This window comes from Corynebacterium sp. UMB4614, from assembly GCF_030217065.1.
Classification (GTDB): domain Bacteria; phylum Actinomycetota; class Actinomycetes; order Mycobacteriales; family Mycobacteriaceae; genus Corynebacterium.
Window position 1 is genome coordinate 100,375 of record NZ_JASONC010000004.1, and the last position, 22,764, is coordinate 123,138.

Genomic DNA, 22,764 nt, shown 5'->3' on the forward strand with positions numbered 1-22,764 from the left:
TTTTTAGGACGTCACCCCGGTCCGCCACCGTATTCCCGCCACTTTTCTCCTACCCACCGAGCCCGTGAGGTGGCTAGAGTCGAGGGGAGAAACTACGCCGATTTTTATGCCTTGAAGGAGAATCGCACCCTTGGGTCGCCTCATTATCCTGATCCTGGTCATCATCACGCTCGTGATGTTGTGGAAGGCCTTCGGGCCGGGCAGCGGCAATTCTTCCTCAGTGGGCCAGTTGGGCCGCCGGCAGAATAAGCAGCTCGATCAGCAGCCGCGGGCGAAGGGCCCGGACGACGACCCGGACTTCCTGTGGAATATCGAGAAGGAACGCTTCAAGAAGCGCCGTGAGCAGGAACGCCTAGCCGAGGAAGAGGCCGAGCGCGAGAAGCGGGAGCGCCTCCGCCGCCAGCGGGACGAGGACCAGCAGGACCCGCCTGCCCAGGACTAGGCCCGGCCGCGTTAAATCTCCACCCGCGGGGAGCGCCCCGTGCGGTAGTGGTCGATGAGCAGGAACAGGTTATCCCAGCGCTTGTAGAGCTTCGCCCGCTCCAGCAGGTCCTCATCCTCGAAGACCACCTGCGGGTCTGCCACGTCCTCCGCGGCCACCCCGGCGTGGTCGAAGATCCGCTTCGTCAGCCCCGGCGCGATCGTCTCGAAGTGGGCGTAGTCCAGCGCCGGGTCCCCCACGGTCATATCGGAGAAGTCCAGCACGCCCACGCCCTGGTCGGGCAGCCACAGCAGGTGTTCCCGCGAGAGGTCACCGTGGGTCAAGCAGCGCCGCAGGTCCGTGCGGGCTAGCATGTCGTCCACCTCGGCCATGATGCCTTCGGCGCGGGCGTACTCCGCCGCGGAGAGCTCGGGTTTCAGCACCTCGACCATGCGGTGGCGCATCACCTCGTGCTTGCCCGGCAGGGTTCGCTCCGTGTAGTTCAGCCCGTGCTGCGCCCCCTCGGTGGCCGGGCTGATCGGCACCCCGCCGACCTCGTGGACGCCCGTCGCGTCACTCTGCCCCGGGCCGTCGGCCCACCAGCTCTCCAGGTTGCTGGCCGGCGGGAGGCTGGAGTTCATCGTGTGCATCGCCGCCAGCAGGCTGCCCAGCTGTTCGATGACGAGTTCCTGCTGCTCCGCGTTCATCTGCTGCCAGACATTCGCGTCCAACGGGGTGCCGTCGATGACGGAGAGCAGAGTCACCCGGATACGCCGCTGGTTGCCAGTGAAGCGGCGCGGCACGTGGGCCTGGCGCACCGTCTGCGGCAGGCGGGCGTTGGAGCGGTGCCCCAGCGCCGCGATCACCCCGGACTCCCGGGAGGCCTGCAGGCGGTAGGCCTCGGTGTAGGGTGCGCGGACGATGACGCGGTTCGGGACCATGTCCGCGAACTCTCCCTCGTCGCTGCGTACCCCCTCCAGCAAGATGACGGCGTGGTCCATGCCCTGCTTCGGCAGGAGGATGTTCTCCCAGGCCAGGTCCTGCCAGATCAGCTTGATGAAGATCGGCAGGGTCTCCGGGCGCAGGTCCTCGCGGCTGTAGTCGTGCGCCACGTCCGCCCGGTCGATGTTGCCGGTGCGGATGTCCTTCGCGCTCAGCTTGCCGATGGGCTGGAAGTTCCCAGAAGAAAAGCCGTCCTGCTGCTCTGTCACTCTCGTTGCCTCACTTTTCCCATTCCGCCTGAGCGCACAATTGCCTCAGGTATTGACCATAGGGGCTGGCCCCATGCGCGTCGGCATTATCCCGCAACTGCTCGTCGCTGATCAGCCCCATGCGCCACGCGACCTCCTCTGGGCAGCCGACCTTCAAGCCCTGCCGCTTCTCGATCGCGCCGACGAAGTCGCTGGCGCCGTTGAGGTCGTCGATCGTGCCGGTGTCCAGCCAGGCCGTGCCGCGGGGCAGCACCTCCACGTGCAGGCGGCCTTGCTCCAGATAGGCCTGGTTGATGCCGGTGATCTCCAACTCACCGCGCTCGGAGGGCTGAAGTTGCTTGGCGATCTCCACCACGTCCGGGCCATAGAAGTACAGCCCCGGCACCGCATATGGGGAGCGCGGCTTGGCCGGCTTCTCCTCGATGGAGATGGCCTTCCCGGTCTCGTCGAAATCCACCACCCCGTAGGCGGTTGGATCGGCGACGGCGTAGCCGAAGATCACCCCGCCGTCGGGCTCGTTAAAGCGGCGCAGCTGGGTGCCCAGGCCGGAGCCGTAGAAGATATTGTCGCCCAGCACCAGCGCGACCGGTTCGTCGCCGATGAACTCCTCACCGATGATGAAGGCTTCCGCCAACCCGCGTGGGGCTTCCTGCGTGGCGTACTCGATACTCACGCCGAAGCGGCTGCCATCCCCCAGCAGCTCCTGGAAGGCCCGCTCGTCGCGCTCCGTGGTGATCACGAGAATCTCGGTGATCCCCGCAAGGATCAGGGTGGACAGCGGATAGTAGATCATCGGCTTGTCGTAGACCGGCACCAGCTGCTTGGACACACTGAAGGTGATGGGCCACAGCCGCGAACCGGTGCCACCGGCCAGAATGATTCCGCGCATGATTATCTAGCCCTCCCCGTGCTCGCCGTAGCTATCGGCGAAATCGAGAGCCTCGGACCACTCCCGGCGCAGCTGCTGCTCCCAGCCACGTGCCTCCTGCCAATCAGCCAGGCGCGCGTGAACCTCTGCGAGGGCCGGGGCGGAGGCGTCCTTATCGGAAAGAACCGCATCGGTACGCTCCACACCCCAGTCGATGCCCAACTCCGGGTCGAAGGGATCCACCCCGAACTCTCGATCCGGGTTATAGGCCTCGGTGACCAGGTAATTCAGCACCGCGGTCTCGGAGCGGGCGGCGAAGCCGTGACCCACCCCGATCGGCACGTGCACCGCGTAGTTATTCTCCTCGCTGAGGGTGATCTTGACGTGCTTGCCGAAGGTCGGGGAACCGACCCGCAGGTCCACCAGCACGTCCACAACCTCCCCGGCCAGGCAGCTGACGAACTTCGCCTGCCCCGGTGGCACCTCGGCCAGGTGGATGCCCCGCACCACGTCCCGGCTGCTGCGGGAGACATTCGCCTGCGCGACGTCGAAGGGGTAGCCCAGGTGCTCGGTGAACTGCGCGGCGCGGAAGCCCTCGTGGAAACTGCCGCGAGCGTCCCCGAAAACCCGCGGTGCGAAGAGCCAGGCGCCGGCGATCGGAAGGTCGACGATGGCTGGCTCGGTGGCCGAGTCCAGGGGACGCAAGTCAACAGGCAGCTCTGCGGTACTCATAGCCCATACTTTAGCGTCCAGCCCGGACAGACAGCCGGTGCGGTGCGCGCCAAGCAGCGCCCCCGGGTTGTCGCACGCGCGAATTTTTCCATAACCTCTCCGAAGTGTTTAGCCTTTGCTAACTTTCAGCGCATGGATTCTCCCAACCGTTCAGAAGACCGGCGCATTCTTGGCGCCACCCTCGTCGGCACGACGATCGAGTGGTACGACTTCTTCATCTACGCTCAAGCCGCCGGCCTCGTGTTCGGTACGCAGTTCTTCGCCCCCGCGAGCAGCGATAACCCCAGCCTCGCGCAGGTTTTCGCCTGGGCATCGCTGGGCATCAGCTTCCTCTTCCGCCCGCTCGGCGCCGCCATCGCGGGCCACCTGGGCGATCGCATCGGGCGCAAGAAGGTGCTCGCGGGCACCCTGATCCTCATGGGTATGGCCACCACCCTGATCGGTGTGCTGCCGACCTACGCCGCCATCGGCATCGCCGCTCCCCTGCTGCTCGTCTTCCTGCGCATCCTGCAGGGCCTGTCCGCGGGCGGCGAGTGGGGCGGGGCCGCGCTGCTCGCCGTGGAGCACGCACCGAAGGGCCGCCGCGGCCATTTCGGCGCCTACCCGCAGATCGGCGTGCCCACCGGCCTGGCGCTATCCACCGTGGTGCTGCTGGCCATCACCGCGATCATTGGGCAGGAAGCCTACCTCGACTGGGGTTGGCGCATCCCATTCCTGCTGAGCTTCGTGCTGGTCATCGTGGGCGTCATCGTGCGCGCCAAGGTCGCCGAATCCCCGGTGTTCCAGGAAATGCGGGAGCGTGCCGCCGAGTCCAGCGCCCCGTTGGGTGTGCTGCTGCGCGACCACTGGCGTCTCGTGATCCGCGCGGCGCTGATCTTCTCCGGTAACAACGCCTCCGGCTATATGATCATCGCCTTCATGGGCTCCTATGCCACGAAGGAGCTAGGCCACGATCAGGTCAGCGTGTTCCTCTGGGTGGTCGTCGCCGCCCTGGCGTGGATCGTGCTGACGATGTACTCCGGCGGGCTCTCCGACCGCATCGGCCGGGTGCAGACCTTCCTCTGGGGCTACGGCATGCTCATCGTGATCGCGGTGCCGGTGTGGTTCCTCATCGACTCCGGCTCGCTGTGGATCTTCGGCATCGGCATGCTGCTGTTCATCCCGGGCCTAGCGCTGTCCTACGGCCCGCAGTCCGCCCTCTACGCGGAAATGTTCCCCCGCGAAGTGCGCTTCTCCGGTGTGTCCGTGGCCTATGCCCTGGGCTCCATCCTGGGTGGTGCCTTCGCACCGATGATCTCCCAGATGCTCTTCAACCGCACCGGGATGATCTGGACGGTCGGCATCTACCTGATGGTGATCTGCCTGATCTCCGTGATCGCGCTGCTGCGCACCCCCCGTAACCTCGCGGACGCCGAGCTCTAAAGCGCACCGGCTACCTGCCCCGCAAGCTCGTGGCTTGCGGGGTTTTTCTATCCCAGCAGCTTTTCCGTTTGGCCGTAGCGGCGTTCCGCCGCCGTGCGGGTGTCCTCCCACCACTGCTGGTTCTCGCGGTACCAATCGATCGTCGCCGCCAGGCCCGCGGCGAAGTCGGTATACCGCGGCTGCCAGCCCAGACCTCGCATCGAGGACGGGTCGATCGCATAGCGGCGGTCGTGCCCGGGGCGGTCGCTCACCCAGTCGAAGTCATCCGGCTCCCGGCCGAAGGCCGCCAAAAGGTCCCGCACGACCTGCAGGTTATTGCGCTCCCCGTCCGCGCCGATCAGGTACGTCTGCCCCAGCTCGCCGCGGTCCATAATCGCCCAGACCGCGTCGTTGTGGTCGTCGACGTGGATCCAGTCGCGGACGTTATCCCCCTTGCCATACAGCCGCGGCCGCTGCCCCTGCAACAGGCCGGTGATCTGACGCGGGATGAACTTCTCCGGGTGCTGGCGCGGACCGTAGTTATTCGAGCAGTTACTGATCGTGGCCTTCAGCCCCAGGCTGCGGACGAAGGCGCGCACCATGTGGTCAGCCGCCGCCTTGGACGCCGAGTAGGGCGAGGAGGGCTGGTACGGGGTCGTCGGGGTGAAGCGTTGCGGATCGTCCAGTGCCAGGTCCCCGAAGACCTCATCAGTGGAGACGTGGTGCAGGTAGACACCGTGACGCACCGCAGCCTCGGCGAGGTGCACCGTCCCATCCACGTTGCTGCGCACGAACAGCGCCGGATCCAGCAGGGAATTATCGTTGTGCGACTCCGCCGCGAAGTGGACGATGGCCAGCGCGTCGGCGTCCGGAACCTCGGCGGCGACCTCGTCGACCAGGGCGAGCACCGCATCCCGGTCCGCGAGGTCCAGCTGCGTGAATCGGAAACGCCCCGGATAGGCATCCTCCAACGGGGTACCGTCCGTGGTGCGCAGGTTCAGCGGATTGGCGGCATAAGTCATCGCGTCCACGACGTGCACGTGCACATCCGGGCGGGTGGCCAGCGTGCGGTGGACGAAGTTCGCCCCAATAAAACCGGCACCGCCGGTGACCAGCACGTGGGTCAACCGGCGGTGGGGCGCTGCCGCTTGGTCAGCGGTTTGAGCGGTCACGAGGAAGCGTCACACTCCAAGCGTGGTTTCTAGGCGGTGGTTTAGTTCAGGCCAGCGTAGGAGTGCAGGCCGGAGACCACCATGTTGATGAAGAAGAGGTTGAAGACCATCGTCGCGAAAGCGATGACGTTGATCCAGGCAGCCTTGGTGCCACGCCAGCCCGGGGTTGCGCGGGCGTGCAGGTACGCGGCGTAGAGGATCCAGGTGATGAAGGAGACCGTCTCCTTCGGGTCCCAGCCCCAGAAGCGGCCCCAGGCGGCGTCCGCCCAGATCGCGCCGAAGATGATGCCCAGACCGAAGATCGGCAGGGTCCAGATCGCGCTTCGGTAGGCCAGGGCGTCCAGCTTGGAGGCATCCGGCAGCGGGGAGGCGATGGCACCGAAGAAGCCCTTCTCCTGGCCCTTCGGGTGCCAGCGGCGCAGCAGGTACATCAGGGAAGCCATGCCGGAGAGCAGGCCGATGCCACCACCGATGGAGACGGTGGAGACGTGGATGACGAACCAGTTGGACTGCAGGGCCGGGACGACCGGGGCGGTCTCCGCGTAGAGCTTCGTGCCACCGTAGAACAGCAGCAGGGTCACCGGGGTCAGCACCCACGGCCACATCACGCGCATCGAGCGGCGGTTGATCACCACGGCCGCGGCCACCATGGCGAACAGGGTGACGACCGCGACGTACTCGAAGAGGTTGCCCCACGGGAAGCGGTTCGCGGACATGCCACGCAGCACCAGGAATGCGGCGTGCACGGCGATGGCCAGCCACACCAGCGCCTGGGTGATCCCGCCGAAGGTGTCCGCGCGCTTCACGCGCTGCAGGATTGTCTCGGCGCTCAAGCTATCCGGCAGGTCCGCCTCGTCCAGGGAGGAGGTCGCGATACCGGACACGTCGGCCACGCCGTCGTCCCCCACCTCATTGGCAGCGACGTCGGTGGCGTCCGCACCGGATGCGCCAGCACCCACCGCCACCTTCTGGCGACGCTTCGACTCTTGCGGCGTGGCCTCGTTCTTCAGCACCCGGGCGCGCTCGCGGCGGGCGTCGTTCGCCAGGCGGACCAGCCCGTAGTAGAACAGGGACACCGCCAGGGCGAGCAGGTACAGCACCACCGTGGTCTTGTACGCCAGGTCAGAAAACTGCGCGAGATCTTGATTAATCTGCATGGATTATTTTCGATTCCTCAACGGACTAAAGGCATGCGCCGACCAAGGCGCATCTCTTGCACATCTAAGATTATCCCCGGCTAGCGGGAAATCCAACACTCCAGCGGCGCCGGATAGTGGCAGCGACCAGCAAAAACGATTTAGCGATCGCGGAGCTGTTCGTCAAGTCCGTCGCCGAAATCCTCCTCCCAGCTACCGCTGGAAACGCTGTGCTCATCGTCCAGGTCCTCCTCCTCGAGGCCCAGGATGCGCTCCGCGGTGCGGTTGAATTCCGTACCCCAACCGGCGGAGTCGGTGCGCGCCAGGCCCGCGATCTCGACCACGGTCCCCGGCTGGCCGTCCTCCCGCGGCGCCAGGCGCACCCACAGGCGGCGGCGCTTAATCGCCAGGGACACCACCAGGGATCCCAGCATCAGCATGGAGAAGATGAATACCCAGTACAGGCTCGGGTCGTGGGCGACCTGGATGTTGATGAACTCCTTGGCGCCGTCGAAGGTGATCTCGGTGCCGTCGTCCAGGGTGACCTTCTCGCCGACGCGCAGGTTCACGCGGTCCAGCTTCTCCAGAAGGCCATTGTGCATCTGCTCCGGGTGCAGGGAGAAGATGGACTGCGCGGTGCCGGCGTCCAGGCCCGTCTGGCCGCGGTAGACGTCGATGGCCACCGCCGGGTCCGTCATCGCCGGGTAGCGAGAGGTCAGCAGCGCACCCTTCTCACCGGTGAACTCCGCAGTGGGCGCGAACAGGCCCTGGATGGCGACCTGGTTATTGCGCCGCTCCAGCTCCGTGTCGAACATGTCCGCCGGCGGGTCCCAGCGCATCGCTCCAGAGGAGAGGAAGTTGATCTGGTCGTCCGGACGGAACTGGGTGGTTTCCGTCACCGTCTCGCCGTTCGGCCACTTGATGGTGAACGTCGGCGCGTAGCCGTGGCCCTGCAGGTAGATGCGGTCACCTTCCAGGCGCAGCGGGTGGTTGACCTTCAGGGTGGTCTTCTCCCACTCCTCGTGCGGCTCGTATGCGGCGTCATCGACGGCGTAATCAATGTCCGACTGGAAGTCCACTGCCTGCCCGTTGGGCAGGTACTCCGCCTTAAAGTTCTTGACGTTGATGCAGTACGGGTGCAGGCCGGTGCCGTCGAAGAGCTGCCCGTGACGGAAGGAGTCGAAGTTACCGACCGCGGAGTTACAGAACTCGGAGTTCTCCGTATCGGCGATGACGATCGCCTGGCCCTCGTAGTAGGTGAGACGGCCAACACCCACGGCCACGAGGATGCCCACCAGGGCGAGGTGGAAGACGAGGTTCGCGAACTCGCGCAGGTAGCCGCGCTCCGCCGAGATGGACCAGCGCCCCGCGCGGTCGTCCTCAGCGGACGTCTCCGCGATGTGCCAGCCCTTGAACTCGCGGCGCAGCAGCTGCTTCATCGCCTCCGGCTCGGTGTCCACGGTGCCGGAGATGTGATTCGGCATCCGCTTGAGCACCTTCGGCGCCCGTGGCGGGGTGGAGCGCAGCGCCTGGTAGTGATCCCAGCTGCGTGGCAGGATGCAGCCCACCAGCGAGATGAACAGCAGCACGTAGATCGCCATGAACCACGAGGAGCTGAAAACGTCGAATAGGCCCAGCTTGTCGAAGACCTCTGCGGTCTTGCCATTGGCGGCGATGTAGTCGGCCACCTTGTCCTGGTTCAGCGAGCGCTGCGGCAGCAGGGCGCCGGGGATCGCGGCGAGGGCGAGCAGGAAGAGCAGCACCAGCGCCGTCTTCATCTTGGTGAGCCACTGCCAGGCACGTTTGGGCAAAGCCAGGATCAGCCGAGCGGGGTTCTTCCCGCCGCCTGGCTTCGTACCGGCCTTGTGCTCAGTCATGAAAATGCCCTTTCACATTGTTCGCGCACACGCTCTACGCACCCGTTAGATCGGCAGCGTTGTATCACTGATGAACGCGTCCCGGATCCACTCCACAAATATTGCCCACTGCCCGGTGAGCAGCAAAATCCCAACAATCACCAGCAAGATGCCGCCGACCACCTGGATGCGGCGCGAATGGCGGCGCAGGAAGCCAACACCTGCCAGCGCCCGGCGCGACCCCAGAGCCAGCAAGATGAAAGGCAGCCCCAGGCCGATGCAGTAGGCGATGATCAGCAGCACCCCGCGCGCGGCGGTCGTGCCCTCGGTACCCGTGGAGACGGAGATGATCGCCGCGAGCGTCGGGCCCAGGCAGGGCGTCCAACCCAACGCGAAGATTCCGCCGAGCAGCGGGGCACCCGCCAGGGTCGTCCAACGCTTCGGCGCCATGCGAGTGTCGGCCTGCAGCGGGGTGATGAAGCCCATGAAGACCACGCCCATGAGGATCGTCACCGCGCCACCGATGCGCATGAGCAGCTGCTGGTTGATCATCAGGGTGCTGATCAGGCCAAAGACCGTCACCGCGGCGAGCAGGAAGATCACGGTAAAACCGGCGACGAACAGCAGCGCCGCAGCGCCCACGCGTCCCCTCTTATTCGCGACCTTCGTGCCCTGCTCGGTGAACTCGGTGTCCGCGCCGACCACGCCAGCGAGATAAGAGATATAGCCCGGCACCAGCGGAATCACACACGGCGAAGCAAAGGAGACCAGGCCCGCCAGCGCGGCCGCCAGCATCGCAAGAACCAGCGGACCGGCGGAGACCGTATCCGCGAAACGCTGGCCGATATCCCCCGCAGCGAGGGTCAACACAGCCTGCTCCGGGCTCAGCACTTAAGCACCCTCCCCGTCCCCGGCGCCGTCTTCCTCGTCGAGGATGGGCTCCAAGACATTCCACAGCTCATCGTCGGTGACTTCCTTGAGGAAGATGTGCGCCGGACGGTGCTGCTTATCCAGCACGATCGTCGTCGGGATGACGGACGCCGGGATACCGCCCAGCCGCAGCGCGGACTTGAACGGTGGGTCGTAAATGGACGGGTAGGTGATGCCGTAGGTGCGCACGAAGTTCTTCGGCTTCTCCCGCGACGGATCGCGGACGTTGATGCCCAGGACGGTGCCGTCGCCGCGCTTGACCAGCTTCTCGTGGACGCGCTCCAGGTCATCTGCCTCGGAGCGGCACGGTCCGCACCACTGGCCCCAGGTGTTCAGGACGACGGCCTTGCCGGCGTAGTCCTCCAGGTTGATCTGCTCGCCTTCCTCCATGAGGGACTCGCCGGTGAGGTTGGCGACTTCCTTGCGCTCCTCCTGCGGGTAGCTGATGGAGGTCTGCCCGCCTGGGGAGACGAATTCGAAGGTGCCACCGACCGCGACGGCGTCGTCGCCGGTCGCGCCCTCCCCGCAGGCGGTGAGCCCGCCGAGGGAGATGGCGGCGGCGAGCAGCGCGGCCAGTGCGGCGCGGCTGCGCGAGCGGAGATTGGGACGGGTGCTCCTCAGATGGGCGCCTCGTCGCGACATGGGGCCTACCTTTCTGCTGCTATTCGCTCGGGTTGCGACCCGTTAAATATCGGCTGCGGGCTCGGAATAGATCATGTCCACCAGCTCCTTGCCCTCGAAGATCAGGGAGGTCACGCTGGCGAGGTTGCACTGGCGGGCGGCCGGGTTGTGGGCCAGCTTCTGGCCGCGCACATCGCGCTGGATCATCACGATCGGCAGCTGGTGGCTCACGATCACGGCCTCGGAGCCGCGGGCGGCAGCGCGGGCGGATTCCACGGCCTCCCACATGCGGTCGCGGATCTCGGTATAGGGCTCACCCCAACTCGGCTCGGCCGGGCGGCGCAGCATGTGCCAGCGCTTGGGGTTCCACAGCGCGGAGCGCACCCCCTTGATATGCAGACCTTCGAGGTCGTTACCCGCCTCGATGACCCGCTCATCGGTCTGGATCTCCAGGCCGAGTTTCTCGGCGAAGGGCCGGGCCGTCTCCTGTGCGCGCTGCAGCGGGGAGGCCACCAGGTGGGTGACGTGGTGGTCGGCCAGGTCGGCGGCCGTGGCATGAGCCATGTTCTCGCCCCGGGCGGAAAGCCGGTAGCCGGGGAGGCGACCGTAGAGGATCCGATCTGGGTTGTGGACCTCGCCGTGGCGAACCAAATGCACGATGGTTGTCATGCTTGTCGAGCTTACCGGCCGACCCGGCCTGCGCCTAAGCCTCCGCGGCGGCGGCTGCCTTCGCGGCTGGCACGAGGGCGGCCTCGAAACGCTCGAAGTTCGCGTCCGTCAGCGCGGTGGAGACGAACCAGGTCTCGAACACGCTCGGCGGGGCGAAGATGCCGTTGTCCAGCAGCTCGTGGAAGAAGGCCGGGTAGCGGAAAGTCTCCGCGGCCTTCATCTCCTCGAAGTTCGTGCCCTCGCCGTCCGCGAAGCGCACGGAGAACATCGTCCCAGCGCGCTGGATGTGGTGCTCAACCGACTCGCGGTCCAGCGCCTCGGTAATCAGCCCGATCAGGCGCTCAGCGTTGGCGTCCAGGGTGCGGTAGGCCTCCTCGTCCGCCAGCTTCAACGACGCCAGCCCGCTGGCCATCGCGACCGGGTTACCGGAGAGGGTGCCCGCCTGGTACACCGGGCCGACCGGGGCCAGGTGGTCCATGATCTCGGCGCGGCCACCGAAGGCGGCGGCGGGCAGGCCACCTGAGACGACCTTGCCGAAGGTCGTGAGGTCGCCGGCCACGCCGTCCTTGCCGAACCAGCCCTGGTAGCCCACGCGGAAGCCGGTCATGACCTCGTCGACGATGAGCAGCGCGCCGTTGGCGTGCGCAATCTCCTTGAGCTGGGCGTTGAAGCTGGTGCCGTCCGCGGTGATGGAGGAAACGGTGCCCATGTTGCCCGGGGTGGCCTCAGTGATGATGGCGGCGATCTGGCCCTCGTTCTCCGCAAATGCCTTCTTGACGGCCTCGATGTCGCGGTACGGCACCACAACGGTGTCGCTGGCTGCAGCCTTGGTGATGCCCGGGGAGTCCGGCAGGCCGAAGGTGGCCACGCCAGAGCCGGCGGCGACGAGCAGGGAGTCCACGTGGCCGTGGTAGCAGCCCTCGAACTTCAGGATCTTGTCGCGACCGGTGAAGCCACGGGCCAGGCGCACGGCGGACATGGTGGCTTCGGTGCCGGAGTTGACCAGGCGGACCTTCTCCACGCTCGTGCGGTTGACGATCTCCTCAGCCAGGTCGACCTCCAGGGAGGTCGGGGCGCCGAAGGACAGGCCGCGGGAGGCGGTCGACTTCACGGCCTCGACGATCTCCGGGTGGGCGTGCCCGTGGATCATCGGCCCCCAGGAGCACACCAGGTCCACGTAGCTGAGGCCATCGGCATCCTGCAGCTGGGAGCCGGAGGCGGAGGTGATGAAGGGGGAGGTTCCACCGACCGAGCCGAAGGCACGCACCGGGGAGTTCACACCCCCTGGGATGAAGCGGCGTGCCCGCTCCATCGCCGCCGCACTCTCGTGGTGGCGCTCCTCGGCTGCCGCGTTGACGTTGGTGTTGGTCGAAGCCATCGCCTACATCGCCCTTTCTTTAAAGATCCTCGTGGGTTTCATGCACTATGCCCCTCATCCTACCGATGGCCCCGGACACCCCTGCCGGCCCGTGGGCCCGGCTGGCGAGCAGGCCTCTGGCCTAGCAAGCCGACTGCGCCGGGCGTGGCCGTTCACCCCGGCGCGCGAATATCTCGACCCCTAGCGACCGGCGACGCCGGGACCGGTGATGTGCTCCTGCAGCTCCCGGCCATCCTCCGTGGCGTTCAGGCGTGCGCTCTCCACGAACTGCTCCCGCTGCTCCGCGCGACGGCGGCGCTCCCGGCGGCTGCGCAGCCGCTCGACCCAGCCCTGCCAGGTGTGCGTGTGCCGCATCGTGGCGGCGTTGTAGTTGTGCCGCAGGATGCGGGAGCTGCGCCACTCGATGACGGTGGAGCTCAGCAGCATGACCACCGTGGCGGCCATCGGGTTCATCACGCCCGCCACAGCCAGGGTGATCGCGATAGCGTTATACGCCCAGGCCAGCCACACATTCCAGTCCACGGTGTTGCGCACGTGGCGGACGAAGTTAATCAGGGTGGGGATCGCCATGACGTCGTCCCGAAGCAGGACCACGTCCGCGCTATCGGCCTCCGTCCGGCTCGGGGAGCCCATGAGGATGCCCACATCCGCCACCCGCAGCGCGCCGATCGAATCCTGGTCGCCGACCATCGCCACCCGGTGCCCACGGGCATGCACGCCGCGCACGGCCTTGGCCTTCTTACCCGGCACCACGCCGGCCAGCACGGTAGACGCCCCGATGGAATCCGCCAGGTGGCGGGCAACCGGGTACATGTCGCGGGACATCATCAGCGTCTCCACACCCATCGATTCCAGCTCCTCGATCGCGAGGGCGGCGTCGTCCTTAAAAGCATCGGCGACGTTGATGACGCCGCGGTCCTTACCCTTCCAGGACACGACGACGGGGCTGCCACCGGACAGCGCCGCGGAGGCCAGGTGCGGGTCGCGCACCTCGCCCAGGTCCTTTGGTCGCCAGACCCGGGCGGTGACGCGACGGACGTTCTCGTCATCCGTCAGCTCCGGGGAGGCCGGCAGCTCGTGCCGGTCGCGGCGCACCACGTCCTTATAGTTCTTCCCCTTCGGCGGAACCGGGACGTCGATGGAGCCCACAAACGTGCCCTCGGCATTCACCTTTACCTCGCCGGTTTCCAGCCACACGGGGATGGTGTCGAAGCCGGAGTTCGCGTCGCGGGTCTCGCGGTCCGCGCGGACGATCGCCTTGGAGACCGCGTGCTCGGACTCCATCATCAGCGAGGCCGCGACGCGCAGCACCAGCTCCGGGTGCTCCCCGTGCGCGACCGTCAGGTTCACCACGTTCATCGGTGCCCGGGTGAGCGTGCCCAGCCGGTTGAAGATGATCGAGTCCACGCCGGAGAGCCGATGGATCGTCGCGCTATCGCGCAGCAACATGCCGTAATTCGCCGCCCGAGCCAGGCCCAGACGCAGGGCCAGAGGCGCGGAGAGGGCCAGCGCCACCGGCCCCACCGCCGCGAGGACAGAAAGACTGGTCGCCACGGCCGCGTCCAGGGAGCCGTTGAAGATCAGCCACATGCAGAAGTTCACCACCGCGATGGCAAAAGCCCACGGCACCAGCAGGCCGGCCGAACGGTTGGTGATCTGCGCCATCCGGTTCTCGTCCTGCGCGGCGTGGGTGAACCAGCGCCCCATCGCGGCCAGGCGGGTGTGCGAGCCAGTGGCGTAGGCGCGCACCTTGAGCGTCTGCCCGTGATTCGTCGCCCCGGCGTAAATCCGGTCGCCGACCACGAGCTCCTTCTTGCGGTCCACTCCTCCGACCGGCCCCATGTCCACGACGCCGCGGCCGCTGATGACCTCGCCGTCCACCGGGCACGTCATTCCCGTTTCCAGCAGGACGTCGTCGCCGCGCCTGATCTCCGCGGTGGAGATGACCTTCTTCTCCGACTTGTTCTTCCGAATGACGGTGATCGGCTCGTTCTTCGGCGGTTGCAGCACCGCCAGCACGGCCCGGGTGCGGATCTGGTTCCGCCGGGAAAGGAGGCGACCGAAGAGCAGCAGGATCGTCACGCCGCACGCGACGTCGAAAAAGATCGCACCCTCGAAACTCGGATCCGACCAGGTGCGGGCCAGCCACACGGTGTTGGCCCGCCACGTCGGGTCGGAGGCGGAGGTCGTGATCAGGGAGAGCACGGAGAAGCCGTAGGCCAGCAGGATCGCTAGGCTGCTCGCTCCGTCGAGGGCGGACATGCTGCGGCGCACACCGGCGACCATCGCGCGGTGGAAGGGCCAGGCCGACCAGCCGACGACGACCGTGGACAGCGCCAGGCACACCCACTGCCACCAGTCGAACTGCAGGGAGGGGATCATCTGCATCGCCACGACAGGCAGGCCGAAGACGACCGCGATGATGAGCCGCCAGGCGGTCACCAGCTCGCGGGCGGTGTGCAGCACCTCACCGGCGCGGGCCTCCCCACGGCGGCGCGCCCCCGCACCCTCCTTGCGGCGCCGGGCGGCCATGATGGCACGCTCGCGGGCGGATTCGCGGCGGGACCGGATGCGCGGGTCCTGCTTCGTCAGTCGCGTGGCGCGGCGGCGCAGCGAGGAGGCGGTGAGATGCCCGCGGATCCCGGCGTCCTCGAGGTGGCGCTGCACCTCGTCGGGCCGCACGCTATCCAGCGCGGAGATCCACACCATGTTGGCGGAGTACACCACCACTGCCTCGACCCCGTCGATGGCGTTGAGCTCGTACTCCAAGGAGGTCGCCTGCGCCGCCGACTCCAGGTTTTCCAGGTGGAAGGCGTAGGACGAAAGTCCGTTGCCCGTGCTGAGCACGTTGCTGTGTTCTTCGGCGTCGTACTTTTCGACGTCCACGCCGGCCGCTTCGGCCGCGCTGCGGGCCTGCGCGATCGCCAGGTCGAGTTCCTGGATGTCGTCGCCCCGCCCGGGTTGGGGTGTGGAGAATTTTCCCGCCATCGGCTCAGCTTAGGCCTTATCTTCGCTATCAGCGTTCCCATCCTGGGACTTCCCCCAGGGGAGGCGACGCTTCTTTCCACTCTTGTGCTTATCGCGCTCGCGGCGGGCCTGCTCGTATTCCTCGGCATAGCGCTCGACCTCTTCGCGGCTCGGGATGCCGAACCACTCCTCGTTACCGGGGCGGGACATGAACCACATGCCCACGCCCGCGGTCACGCCGGCCAGGATGCTGAGCACGCCGAGGGCGAGGACGAAGCCGACCGCCATCGTCGATGGCCCGGAGGACAGGCTCATCAGCACCGCGGTGAGCATGAGGTAGACCGAGCCCACGTTGAGGAACATGCGGGAATACACCGCGCCTCGCCCGGCGCGCAGCGTGAGCCACGCGCAGATCAGGGCCGCGATGATGAGCCAGGCGGTCGTGAGGGCATTCGTCCCCAGGACGAGGGTGTCGATGGAGACGTTCTCCGTCACCTCGTCGGGAACACCGGCCCCCTCCTCGATCGTCTTGGTGACGGTGCGCCGCAGGTCGCGGTCGTCGCTCAAGTTCGCGGCGAACTGCACCAGGGCGTAGAGGATCTGCAGGCCGCTGACCGCCAGCCAGGCGCGCACGCCCAGGCGGACGTTCTCCGGGGCCCCCTTGAGGCTCGGCGCCAGGCCATCCGGGCGGCCCACCTTGGGTGGCTTCGGCAGCTCCGGGGGCGTGCCCGGGTTCGGGCTTCCCTGATTCTTAGAGCCATTGCCAGACTGCCGCTGATTGTCCCGCCCCTGAGGGTTGTTCCAACCGGGCGCGACCGGGCCGCCTTCCTCCGGCTTGGGGTAGCCGGGGATGTGCCCGTTATCGGGGCTGGCCTCCCATTGCCGGCCCTGCTGGCCGCGCGGCCGCGGCGGACGGGACTGCCCGGAGGGAGTGGGAGAAGAAGAATTGCTCATAAATCGCAGATCAAGGGGTCGTGGGGAGAAAATACGTGCCGACAATCAGCGGGATTGTCGGCACATCCTTCGGCTAGCCGCGCAGCATCTTCGCGACGGTCGTTGCCCAATAGGTCAGGATGATGTCCGCACCGGCGCGGCGAATCCCCGTCAGGGACTCCATGATCGCCGGCTCCAGATCGATCCAACCGTTCTGGGCTGCTGCACTGATCATCGCATATTCACCGGACACCTGATAAGCGGCCACCGGAACCGGGGACATGTCCGCGACCTCCCGCAGCACGTCCAGGTACGGCATCGCGGGCTTGACCATCACCATGTCCGCACCCTCGTCGATATCCATCTGGGTCTCCAGCAGGGATTCCCGGCGGTTGCGGGGGTCCTGCTGATAGGTGCGGCGGTCGCCGGTCAGGCTGGAGCCGACGGCCTCGCGGAACGGGCCGTAGAAGGCGGAGGCGTACTTCGCGGAGTAGGCCATGATGGAGACGTCCTCGTGGCCGGAGGCGTCCAGGGCCGCGCGGATGACCGCGACCTGGCCATCCATCATTCCGGACGGGCTAACGATGTGAGCGCCGGCGTCCGCCTGGGCGACCGCGAGGGCGGCGTACTGCTCCAGGGTGGCGTCGTTGTCCACGATCTGCTGGCCGAAGGCGTCCTCGCCCTGCACCCCGCAGTGGCCGTGGTCGGTGAACTCGTCGAGGCAGGTATCGGCCATGACGAGGATGTCGTTGCCGAACTCCTCGCGGATCGCGCGGAGGTTCTTGTTCAGGATCCCCTCCGGGTCCACGCCCACGGACCCGGTGGCGTCCTTATCCTCGTCCAGCGGAACACCGAAGAGGTCGATGGAACCCACGCCCGCCTCCGCGGCTTCCTCGACGGCGCGCAGCAGAGAGTCGGTGGTGTGCTGGTAGACCCCAGGCAGGGAGCTGATCGGCTTTGCCTCGCTAAGGCCGTCCGCGACGAACATCGGCAGGACGAGCTGGCTCGGGTTCAGGCTGGTCTCCGCCGTGAAATCGCGCATCACCGGGTTGGTGCGCAGGCGGCGCGGACGGCGGGGAATATTGAACTGCAGCTGGGAATTCTGTGCGGATTCAGACATAGCACCGATGGTACGCCACGGGGCAGACACCACTGTTGGCCCAGCCCGCAGCGTCCCGACTGGCTACGGGTTCCGGTTGGCTGCGGGGGTTCCGTGGCTGATTGAGCCTACGGGGTGGGGTTTAGTCGGTAGCTTCGTCGGCCAGGCGTACGGCCCAGGTCACGGTCTCGTCGCCGTCCTCCGTGATCCACAGGGCCTCAATGGTGGCCCGCAGCCCCGCCGAACCTTCCACCTCAGCGAGCAACTCCGCGGGCGGATGGATCATCGTGCCGAGCAGCGTGCGCCGCACCTCCGCCCCGGCCAGCGCCTCACCGGCCTCCGCGATGAGCAGTGGCTCGCGCGGTTCCTTAAAGTCCGGGGTGCCCACCTCGCCGCGCACGTGCAGCCGAACCTCGCTGGGCACGTGCGGGCTGGCGATCACGAACGGGTCCACGGCGTTCACCGCGGGCAGCTCGCCCCAGGCTGCCAGCCCGATCTGCTGCTTCTGCCCCTTGGGTCCGCCCCACGCACTCGTCGCGAGGATCGGGACGTCCTCCCCCTGAGCGAAACCCTCCGGGAGGCCATCGAACTCAGCGAGCGGGCGCACCGGGACGACGTTGCGGGTGTCCCGCGGCGGTGTACCACCAGCTGGGTTGGAACCGCCGTGCTTCTTCTTTGCTGCCATGGCCCCTACTTCACCACAACATGCCCCGTCGCGCCGCGTTCGGCGTCCACAAAGCGGTGATTGACGAAGGGGTACGTCCCCGCCTCCGGGAACTCCGCCTCCACGAATCCACCCTGCGCGGGCTGAAGGTCGAGCGCCTGCCCCGCACCGCTCGGCTGGTTGCGCACCGTGTAAGCACCCTCCTTGTACATCACCGGGAATTGCGTCCCCACGATATGGAAACTCTCCGCGATATTCGGGCCGGCATTGAGCAACCAGAACCGTGCCCGCTGCCCTGGCTCCAGGCGCAACGGGGACTGGATGTACTGGTTCTCCAGCCCGTTGAACACCACCGCGCTCGGTTGGGCGGCCTGCAGGAGTTCCTCGTTCACCGGCTGCTCCGAGTCTGAGTCCAGACCGTAGACCTCCGACTGCACCAGCAGGAACTCCTTATCCACCGGATCCAAGTCCGGCGGATCGATGATCACTGCGCCGAACATGCCGGCCGCCACGTGCAAGCTCATCGGCATGGTCGCGCAGTGGTACATCCAAATCCCGGCGTTATCTGCAGTGAAACGGTAAATCAGCTGCTCCCCCGGGGCAATGTCCCGCATGGGCTCATCCGGGGAGACGATGCCCGCGTGGAAGTCGATGGAGTGGTTCATCGTGCCGGAGTTCTTCAGCACGATTTCGAAGGTATCCCCGACCTTGCCACGCAGGGTCGGCCCCATCGGTTTGCCGTTGAAGGTCCACCAACCGCGGGTGGCTCCGCCCTCGTGCGGGGTTCCCTGGACCTGCTGGACGTCGATGGTGATCCGGTGGGTGCGGTTCGCGCTCGCCGGTGCGAGTTCCGGGTCCCGCATCCACCTCGGGTCGAGCGGCGTATCGGGTACTTCCTCGCCGGCGTTGACGGAACCGGCACCTGCGGCGTTGTTTTCCGATCGTGCTCCTCCGCCGGCAGCCTGCGACGCATCGCCATCCCCGCTGGTGTGGACCATGAAGGTCATGCCCTGCATGCGGTGGCCCGCGATGGTGCACCACCCTTCCACGTCCGCGCTGATGACTCCGGCGTCCAGTACCCGGGTCTCGCCCGGAGAGACGCGCCCCGTTTCGGCCCCGGTTGCGAGCTTCAGGTCGTGGTCCTGCTTGTCATCGTTGGTGAGCACGAGTTCGAGTTTGTCGCCGGGTTCTACGGTGACACTGTCGGGGTGGAAGGCCATGCCCTTGGCGGACACCTCCACCCGCACCGTGTTGCCTGTGGGGGCAACCTGCGAATCGGTAGCAGTGTTCGTGGCACCACCGGATCCCCCAAGAGCTGCGCCACTGGCCAGCACCAGGGCAATCGTCGCGATGGCAGCGGCTACTTCGGCGACGCCACCGCGCCGCGTGCTGGCCACCAGGTTCTCGCGGGTGTGTGATACCCCTGCCGTCGCCTCGTCGGGCTGCTCTGCGCCTTCGTTCTCGGGGTGATCGGCCGCTCTCTGCTGGCGCTCGCGCGCGAAGGCGGCCAAGCGTGCGCCTTGAGCCTTCACAGCCCGGGGAATCAGTGGCACCACGAGAGCGAGTGGCAGAAGGGTCAGCACCGATACCGCGACCTTCAGCCAGCTACTAATCGGCAGCAGCCACACTGCCAAGCCCAGGTTCAGCAGCACCGTGCGGAAAGGCCCAGCCCAATCCAAAGCCCTCAAACCTGCATTGACGGCGGGACGTGGGCCACCGATTGTGCTCGGCAGCAGATAGCTCATCACCCCCAACAGCAGCTGGGCTGCAAAGCCCACGGTCAAAACCAGCGTAGGCAGCGTGACCTCGCTGGCCGGGGTTCCGCTGGCGATCTGGCCTGCGAGCCACAGCAAGCCGCCAATAAGCCACATCGGGGCAGCCACCATAGCCATGCCCGCAAACACCGGCGCGTTCCCACTAAAGATCCCCTGCAGAACCGCTGGGGCATAGGTGGACAACAGGATCCCCCAGGCGGCCACATAAGCGACAAGCCCGCCGAGGACCACGAAGCGCTGGTCAAGGAGCGCACCAGCGCCGATGCTGAGGACTCCAATCCCCTGCAGGATGATCACGACCCACAGCCACCGAGTCGCATGCCCCACCCCAGGGCGTCCGTCGCGTATCTTGCCACTACCCAGCGCACCCTGCAGCTGTGGGGCGAGGAACGTCAGGCTGGCGGCCGCGGCAAAGCCTAAAAAGCCCAGCACGTTCACCGCGGTGTGCGCCAGCAGGAGGCGTTCTTGCCACGGTGAGGGCATACCCACTGCCAGGAGCGCACCCGCGATCGCGCCGATCGGTAGGAACAGCGCCGCAAGAATATACGCACTGACGGGCACCAGCGGCAGGCTGTGCTCCATGCTGGCCCGGGCTTTGCGAGCCTGCTGCAGCAGGCTTAGCGCATGTGAACACAAGCTCAGTCCCACGACCGCAGCACCAACAACCGTGATGCTGTGCGCGACCGTCAACGCGGGGTCGAAAGCACCTTCGGCCCCCTTGCCGAGCTGGCCGATCATCGTCAACGCAATGCCTGCGTTGAGCACCCAGATGCGCCGCAGCTGGCGAGCCCGGGCGGAATCCGGGCATCGCTGGTCGAGCAACTGCTCGGTGAAGCGTTGGGACCACACGACGATGGAGTTGGTCACCGCGCCCAGAGTGAGTAGGTGAATGAGCACCCAGCGATATTCGGGCAGAGCAGGGTGAACTAACCCGGCGACCAGCAGGAGGCTCAGCCAGATGTTGACCGGACGGCCAGCTCGCCGGTGCCACGACTTCCGCCCATTACGCAACCCGGTACCGTCTTTCGCCATGTTCTCCAGCCTACTGAGAAGCACGAACCCGCCGGCATCACGTGCCGACGGGTGTCTTAGCTTCTCCCCTACTTCGCTGCGGTCTGCTCGCTCGTCTTCTTCCGACGGCGGCGGCGCTTCCGCGGTGGCGGCAGCTGCCCCTTCGCACGCAGGTCCGCCACGTGGGCGGCCAGCGCGTCCACCAGCTCCGGAACGCCAGCGACCTCCGGCATGACGTCCACCCGAAGCCCGTGCTCCCGGGCGGTCTGGGCAGCCATCGGGCCGATGCAGGCGATGATGGTGCGCGAGTGTGGCTTACCGGCGATGCCCACCAGGTTCTTCACGGTCGAAGAGGAGGTGAAGCACACCGCGTCGAAGCCGCCGGACTTGATCATGTCGCGAATCTCCGGGGCCGGCGGAGCGGCGCGGACGGTGCGGTAGGCGACGACGTCGTCGACCTTCCACCCCAGCTTCAACAGCCCCTCGACCAGGACCTCCGTCGCGATGTCCGCGCGCGGCAGCAGCACCCGGTCGACCAGGTCCAGGTCCGGATCGCGGGCCGGGAACACGTCGACGATACCGGAGGCGTTGCGGGCGTCGTCCTTGGGCAGCAGCTCCGGGGTGATGCCCAGGGCCTGCACCGCGCTGGCCGTCTTCGGACCCACCGCGGCCACCCGCACACCAGCCAGGGCGCGGGCGTCCAGGCCGAAGTCCTGGAGCTTCTCCCAGGTCGCCTTCACCGCATTGACGGAGGTGAAGACCACCCAGTGGTAGTGGCCGTCCACGAGGTTCTTGATGGCGCGTTCCATCTGCGCCGGGGTGCGCGGCGGCTCGACGGAGATCGTCGGCACCTCCACGGGAATCGCGCCATGACTCGCCAGGCGCGTGCTCATCGGGGCGGCCTGCGCCTTCGGGCGCGGCACCAGCACGGTCCAGCCGTAGAGGGCGCGGTTCTCCCACCAGGAGTACTTGCTGCGGTTGCCGGCCTGGGAGCCGATCGTGACCAGCAGCTGCTCCGGCAGCTCGCCTTCCTTCGCGGCTGGCCCGGAGGCCGCCGCGACGGACTTCAGGGTATCCAGGGTGACGTCGTAGCTACGCTGCTTACGGGTCGTGCCATGCAGGGTGACGGTGGCCGCGGTCGAGCCCGGGATATTGCGTTCCTTCAGCTCGCTGGCGATGGTCGCCAGATCCCCCGGCGCGGCGGTGAGGATCAGAGGCAGCCCCGCGGAGGCTAGCTGGTCCCAGTCCGCCCCGCCACGCACGTCGGCCTCCGTGAAGTCGGAGCCCACGCCAATGCCCGTGAACGCGGGCACCGCGACAGAGCCCGTCATGCCGGGGACGACCTGGAAGTCCACACCCAGGTTCGCGACCTCCTGCAGCTCCATCATCACAGCCTGGTTGGACAGCGGGTTGCCAGCCACCAGGCGGATGACGTCCTCGCCCTCGCGGGCCAGCGCGACCATCTCCTCGGCGATCTGGCTCGCGGTCAGCTGCTGGACCGGCTCGGCCTCCCCCTCTGCAACGGCCCCCTCCCCAACGAAGGGTGCGGCGAGACGGATTTCAGCCGCGGTCGGCGGTGCGGGACGGGGCGGCTTCCGGCGAGCGCCCGCCTCCTTCGCCGCGGCGACCTTGGCCTGCCACTCGGCCTCGGCAGCATCGATCTTGTGCTGTGGGACGGGCACCTGGGCACCCACCAGGGCACGCACGCCTTCCAGGACCTCGGGGTCCACCCACGCGTGGGCGGTGCTCTCCAGGGCCTTCTGGGCGCGAACGGTCAGCAATTCCGGATTTCCGGGGCCGGCACCAACGAACAGGACGCGGCCTGTCCCCTGCGGGGTAAGTCCGGAGGTAGTCATACTGATCTTTTCCATGTCATTTCGGGGCAGTTCCGAAGGGGAACGCTCTTTCGGGTGGCGGGGT

At 67.0% G+C, this 22,764-nt stretch carries 18 protein-coding genes; 2 read left to right on the forward strand and 16 right to left on the reverse strand.

Features of this window, described 5'->3' with window-relative positions:
- The first annotated feature begins 130 nt into the window (after positions 1 to 130).
- The gene (locus tag QP413_RS03155; RefSeq protein WP_070761105.1) at positions 131 to 442 is read left to right on the forward strand and encodes a hypothetical protein; all 312 of its coding nucleotides are present in this window, start codon (positions 131 to 133) and stop codon (positions 440 to 442) included.
- Positions 443 to 453: 11 nt separating this feature from the next.
- Here QP413_RS03155 and QP413_RS03160 read toward each other — a convergent pair whose 3' ends face one another.
- Genes QP413_RS03160 through rfbC form a run of 3 tightly spaced genes read right to left on the reverse strand, consistent with a single transcriptional unit; the run spans position 454 to position 3,232 of the window.
- Positions 454 to 1,632, reverse strand: a complete 1,179-nt coding sequence (locus tag QP413_RS03160) for a phosphotransferase family protein (RefSeq protein ID WP_070761107.1) — start codon at positions 1,630 to 1,632, stop codon at positions 454 to 456.
- Between the two features lie 10 nt (positions 1,633 to 1,642).
- Positions 1,643 to 2,521: a glucose-1-phosphate thymidylyltransferase RfbA gene (gene rfbA / locus QP413_RS03165; RefSeq protein ID WP_070761109.1), complete on the reverse strand. Its 879-nt coding sequence runs from the start codon at positions 2,519 to 2,521 to the stop codon at positions 1,643 to 1,645.
- 6 nt (positions 2,522 to 2,527) lie between these two features.
- On the reverse strand, positions 2,528 to 3,232 hold the full coding sequence (gene rfbC / locus QP413_RS03170; RefSeq protein ID WP_284780570.1) for a dTDP-4-dehydrorhamnose 3,5-epimerase: 705 nt from the start codon (positions 3,230 to 3,232) through the stop codon (positions 2,528 to 2,530).
- A 42-nt stretch (positions 3,233 to 3,274) separates the two neighbouring features.
- Between rfbC and QP413_RS03175 the strand changes: the two genes are divergently transcribed.
- A complete protein-coding gene (locus tag QP413_RS03175) occupies positions 3,275 to 4,654 on the forward strand; it encodes an MFS transporter (protein WP_284780573.1) in 1,380 nt (459 codons plus the stop codon).
- Between the two features lie 47 nt (positions 4,655 to 4,701).
- On the opposite strand, the gene rfbB is transcribed toward QP413_RS03175, so the two are convergent.
- From rfbB to QP413_RS03240, 13 genes are all read right to left on the reverse strand, one after another.
- On the reverse strand, positions 4,702 to 5,805 hold the full coding sequence (rfbB, locus tag QP413_RS03180) for a dTDP-glucose 4,6-dehydratase (RefSeq protein ID WP_284780575.1): 1,104 nt from the start codon (positions 5,803 to 5,805) through the stop codon (positions 4,702 to 4,704).
- Between the two features lie 41 nt (positions 5,806 to 5,846).
- A complete protein-coding gene (gene ccsB / locus QP413_RS03185) occupies positions 5,847 to 6,962 on the reverse strand; it encodes a c-type cytochrome biogenesis protein CcsB (RefSeq protein ID WP_284780577.1) in 1,116 nt (371 codons plus the stop codon).
- 140 nt (positions 6,963 to 7,102) lie between these two features.
- The gene (locus tag QP413_RS03190; protein ID WP_284780579.1) at positions 7,103 to 8,818 is read right to left on the reverse strand and encodes a cytochrome c biogenesis protein ResB; all 1,716 of its coding nucleotides are present in this window, start codon (positions 8,816 to 8,818) and stop codon (positions 7,103 to 7,105) included.
- Positions 8,819 to 8,863: 45 nt separating this feature from the next.
- Positions 8,864 to 9,688, reverse strand: a complete 825-nt coding sequence (locus QP413_RS03195) for a cytochrome c biogenesis CcdA family protein (RefSeq protein WP_284780580.1) — start codon at positions 9,686 to 9,688, stop codon at positions 8,864 to 8,866.
- Positions 9,689 to 10,369, reverse strand: coding sequence for a TlpA disulfide reductase family protein (locus QP413_RS03200; protein WP_284780581.1), 681 nt, complete (start codon positions 10,367 to 10,369; stop codon positions 9,689 to 9,691).
- Between the two features lie 42 nt (positions 10,370 to 10,411).
- Positions 10,412 to 11,017: a histidine phosphatase family protein gene (locus QP413_RS03205; RefSeq protein ID WP_070758566.1), complete on the reverse strand. Its 606-nt coding sequence runs from the start codon at positions 11,015 to 11,017 to the stop codon at positions 10,412 to 10,414.
- A 34-nt stretch (positions 11,018 to 11,051) separates the two neighbouring features.
- Positions 11,052 to 12,395, reverse strand: a complete 1,344-nt coding sequence (hemL, locus tag QP413_RS03210; RefSeq protein WP_284780583.1) for a glutamate-1-semialdehyde 2,1-aminomutase — start codon at positions 12,393 to 12,395, stop codon at positions 11,052 to 11,054.
- Between the two features lie 180 nt (positions 12,396 to 12,575).
- Positions 12,576 to 15,383: a cation-translocating P-type ATPase gene (locus QP413_RS03215; RefSeq protein WP_148811576.1), complete on the reverse strand. Its 2,808-nt coding sequence runs from the start codon at positions 15,381 to 15,383 to the stop codon at positions 12,576 to 12,578.
- A gap of 9 nt (positions 15,384 to 15,392) precedes the next feature.
- Positions 15,393 to 16,316: an MFS transporter gene (locus tag QP413_RS03220; protein ID WP_284780584.1), complete on the reverse strand. Its 924-nt coding sequence runs from the start codon at positions 16,314 to 16,316 to the stop codon at positions 15,393 to 15,395.
- A 73-nt stretch (positions 16,317 to 16,389) separates the two neighbouring features.
- Positions 16,390 to 17,415, reverse strand: a complete 1,026-nt coding sequence (gene hemB, locus QP413_RS03225; RefSeq protein WP_187441021.1) for a porphobilinogen synthase — start codon at positions 17,413 to 17,415, stop codon at positions 16,390 to 16,392.
- A gap of 121 nt (positions 17,416 to 17,536) precedes the next feature.
- The gene (locus QP413_RS03230; RefSeq protein ID WP_284780585.1) at positions 17,537 to 18,079 is read right to left on the reverse strand and encodes a hypothetical protein; all 543 of its coding nucleotides are present in this window, start codon (positions 18,077 to 18,079) and stop codon (positions 17,537 to 17,539) included.
- Between the two features lie 5 nt (positions 18,080 to 18,084).
- The gene (locus tag QP413_RS03235) at positions 18,085 to 20,865 is read right to left on the reverse strand and encodes a multicopper oxidase domain-containing protein (protein ID WP_284780586.1); all 2,781 of its coding nucleotides are present in this window, start codon (positions 20,863 to 20,865) and stop codon (positions 18,085 to 18,087) included.
- 68 nt (positions 20,866 to 20,933) lie between these two features.
- Positions 20,934 to 22,700, reverse strand: coding sequence for a bifunctional uroporphyrinogen-III C-methyltransferase/uroporphyrinogen-III synthase (locus QP413_RS03240; protein WP_262369108.1), 1,767 nt, complete (start codon positions 22,698 to 22,700; stop codon positions 20,934 to 20,936).
- Positions 22,701 to 22,764: the final 64 nt, after the last annotated feature.

Excerpts from the sequence above, each read along its gene's own strand:
- rfbA (WP_070761109.1), bottom strand. The coding sequence starts at position 2,521 with ATGCGCGGAATCATTCTGGCCGGTGGCACCGGTTCGCGGCTGTGGCCC.
- QP413_RS03215 (WP_148811576.1), bottom strand. The coding sequence starts at position 15,383 with ATGGCGGGAAAATTCTCCACACCCCAACCCGGGCGGGGCGACGACATC.
- hemL (WP_284780583.1), bottom strand. The coding sequence starts at position 12,395 with ATGGCTTCGACCAACACCAACGTCAACGCGGCAGCCGAGGAGCGCCAC.
- QP413_RS03190 (WP_284780579.1), bottom strand. The coding sequence starts at position 8,818 with ATGACTGAGCACAAGGCCGGTACGAAGCCAGGCGGCGGGAAGAACCCC.
- QP413_RS03205 (WP_070758566.1), bottom strand. The coding sequence starts at position 11,017 with ATGACAACCATCGTGCATTTGGTTCGCCACGGCGAGGTCCACAACCCA.
- QP413_RS03220 (WP_284780584.1), bottom strand. The coding sequence starts at position 16,316 with ATGAGCAATTCTTCTTCTCCCACTCCCTCCGGGCAGTCCCGTCCGCCG.
- hemB (WP_187441021.1), bottom strand. The coding sequence starts at position 17,415 with ATGTCTGAATCCGCACAGAATTCCCAGCTGCAGTTCAATATTCCCCGC.
- QP413_RS03240 (WP_262369108.1), bottom strand. The coding sequence starts at position 22,700 with ATGACTACCTCCGGACTTACCCCGCAGGGGACAGGCCGCGTCCTGTTC.
- QP413_RS03200 (WP_284780581.1), bottom strand. The coding sequence starts at position 10,369 with ATGTCGCGACGAGGCGCCCATCTGAGGAGCACCCGTCCCAATCTCCGC.
- rfbC (WP_284780570.1), bottom strand. The coding sequence starts at position 3,232 with ATGAGTACCGCAGAGCTGCCTGTTGACTTGCGTCCCCTGGACTCGGCC.
- QP413_RS03230 (WP_284780585.1), bottom strand. The coding sequence starts at position 18,079 with ATGGCAGCAAAGAAGAAGCACGGCGGTTCCAACCCAGCTGGTGGTACA.
- QP413_RS03235 (WP_284780586.1), bottom strand. The coding sequence starts at position 20,865 with ATGGCGAAAGACGGTACCGGGTTGCGTAATGGGCGGAAGTCGTGGCAC.
- ccsB (WP_284780577.1), bottom strand. The coding sequence starts at position 6,962 with ATGCAGATTAATCAAGATCTCGCGCAGTTTTCTGACCTGGCGTACAAG.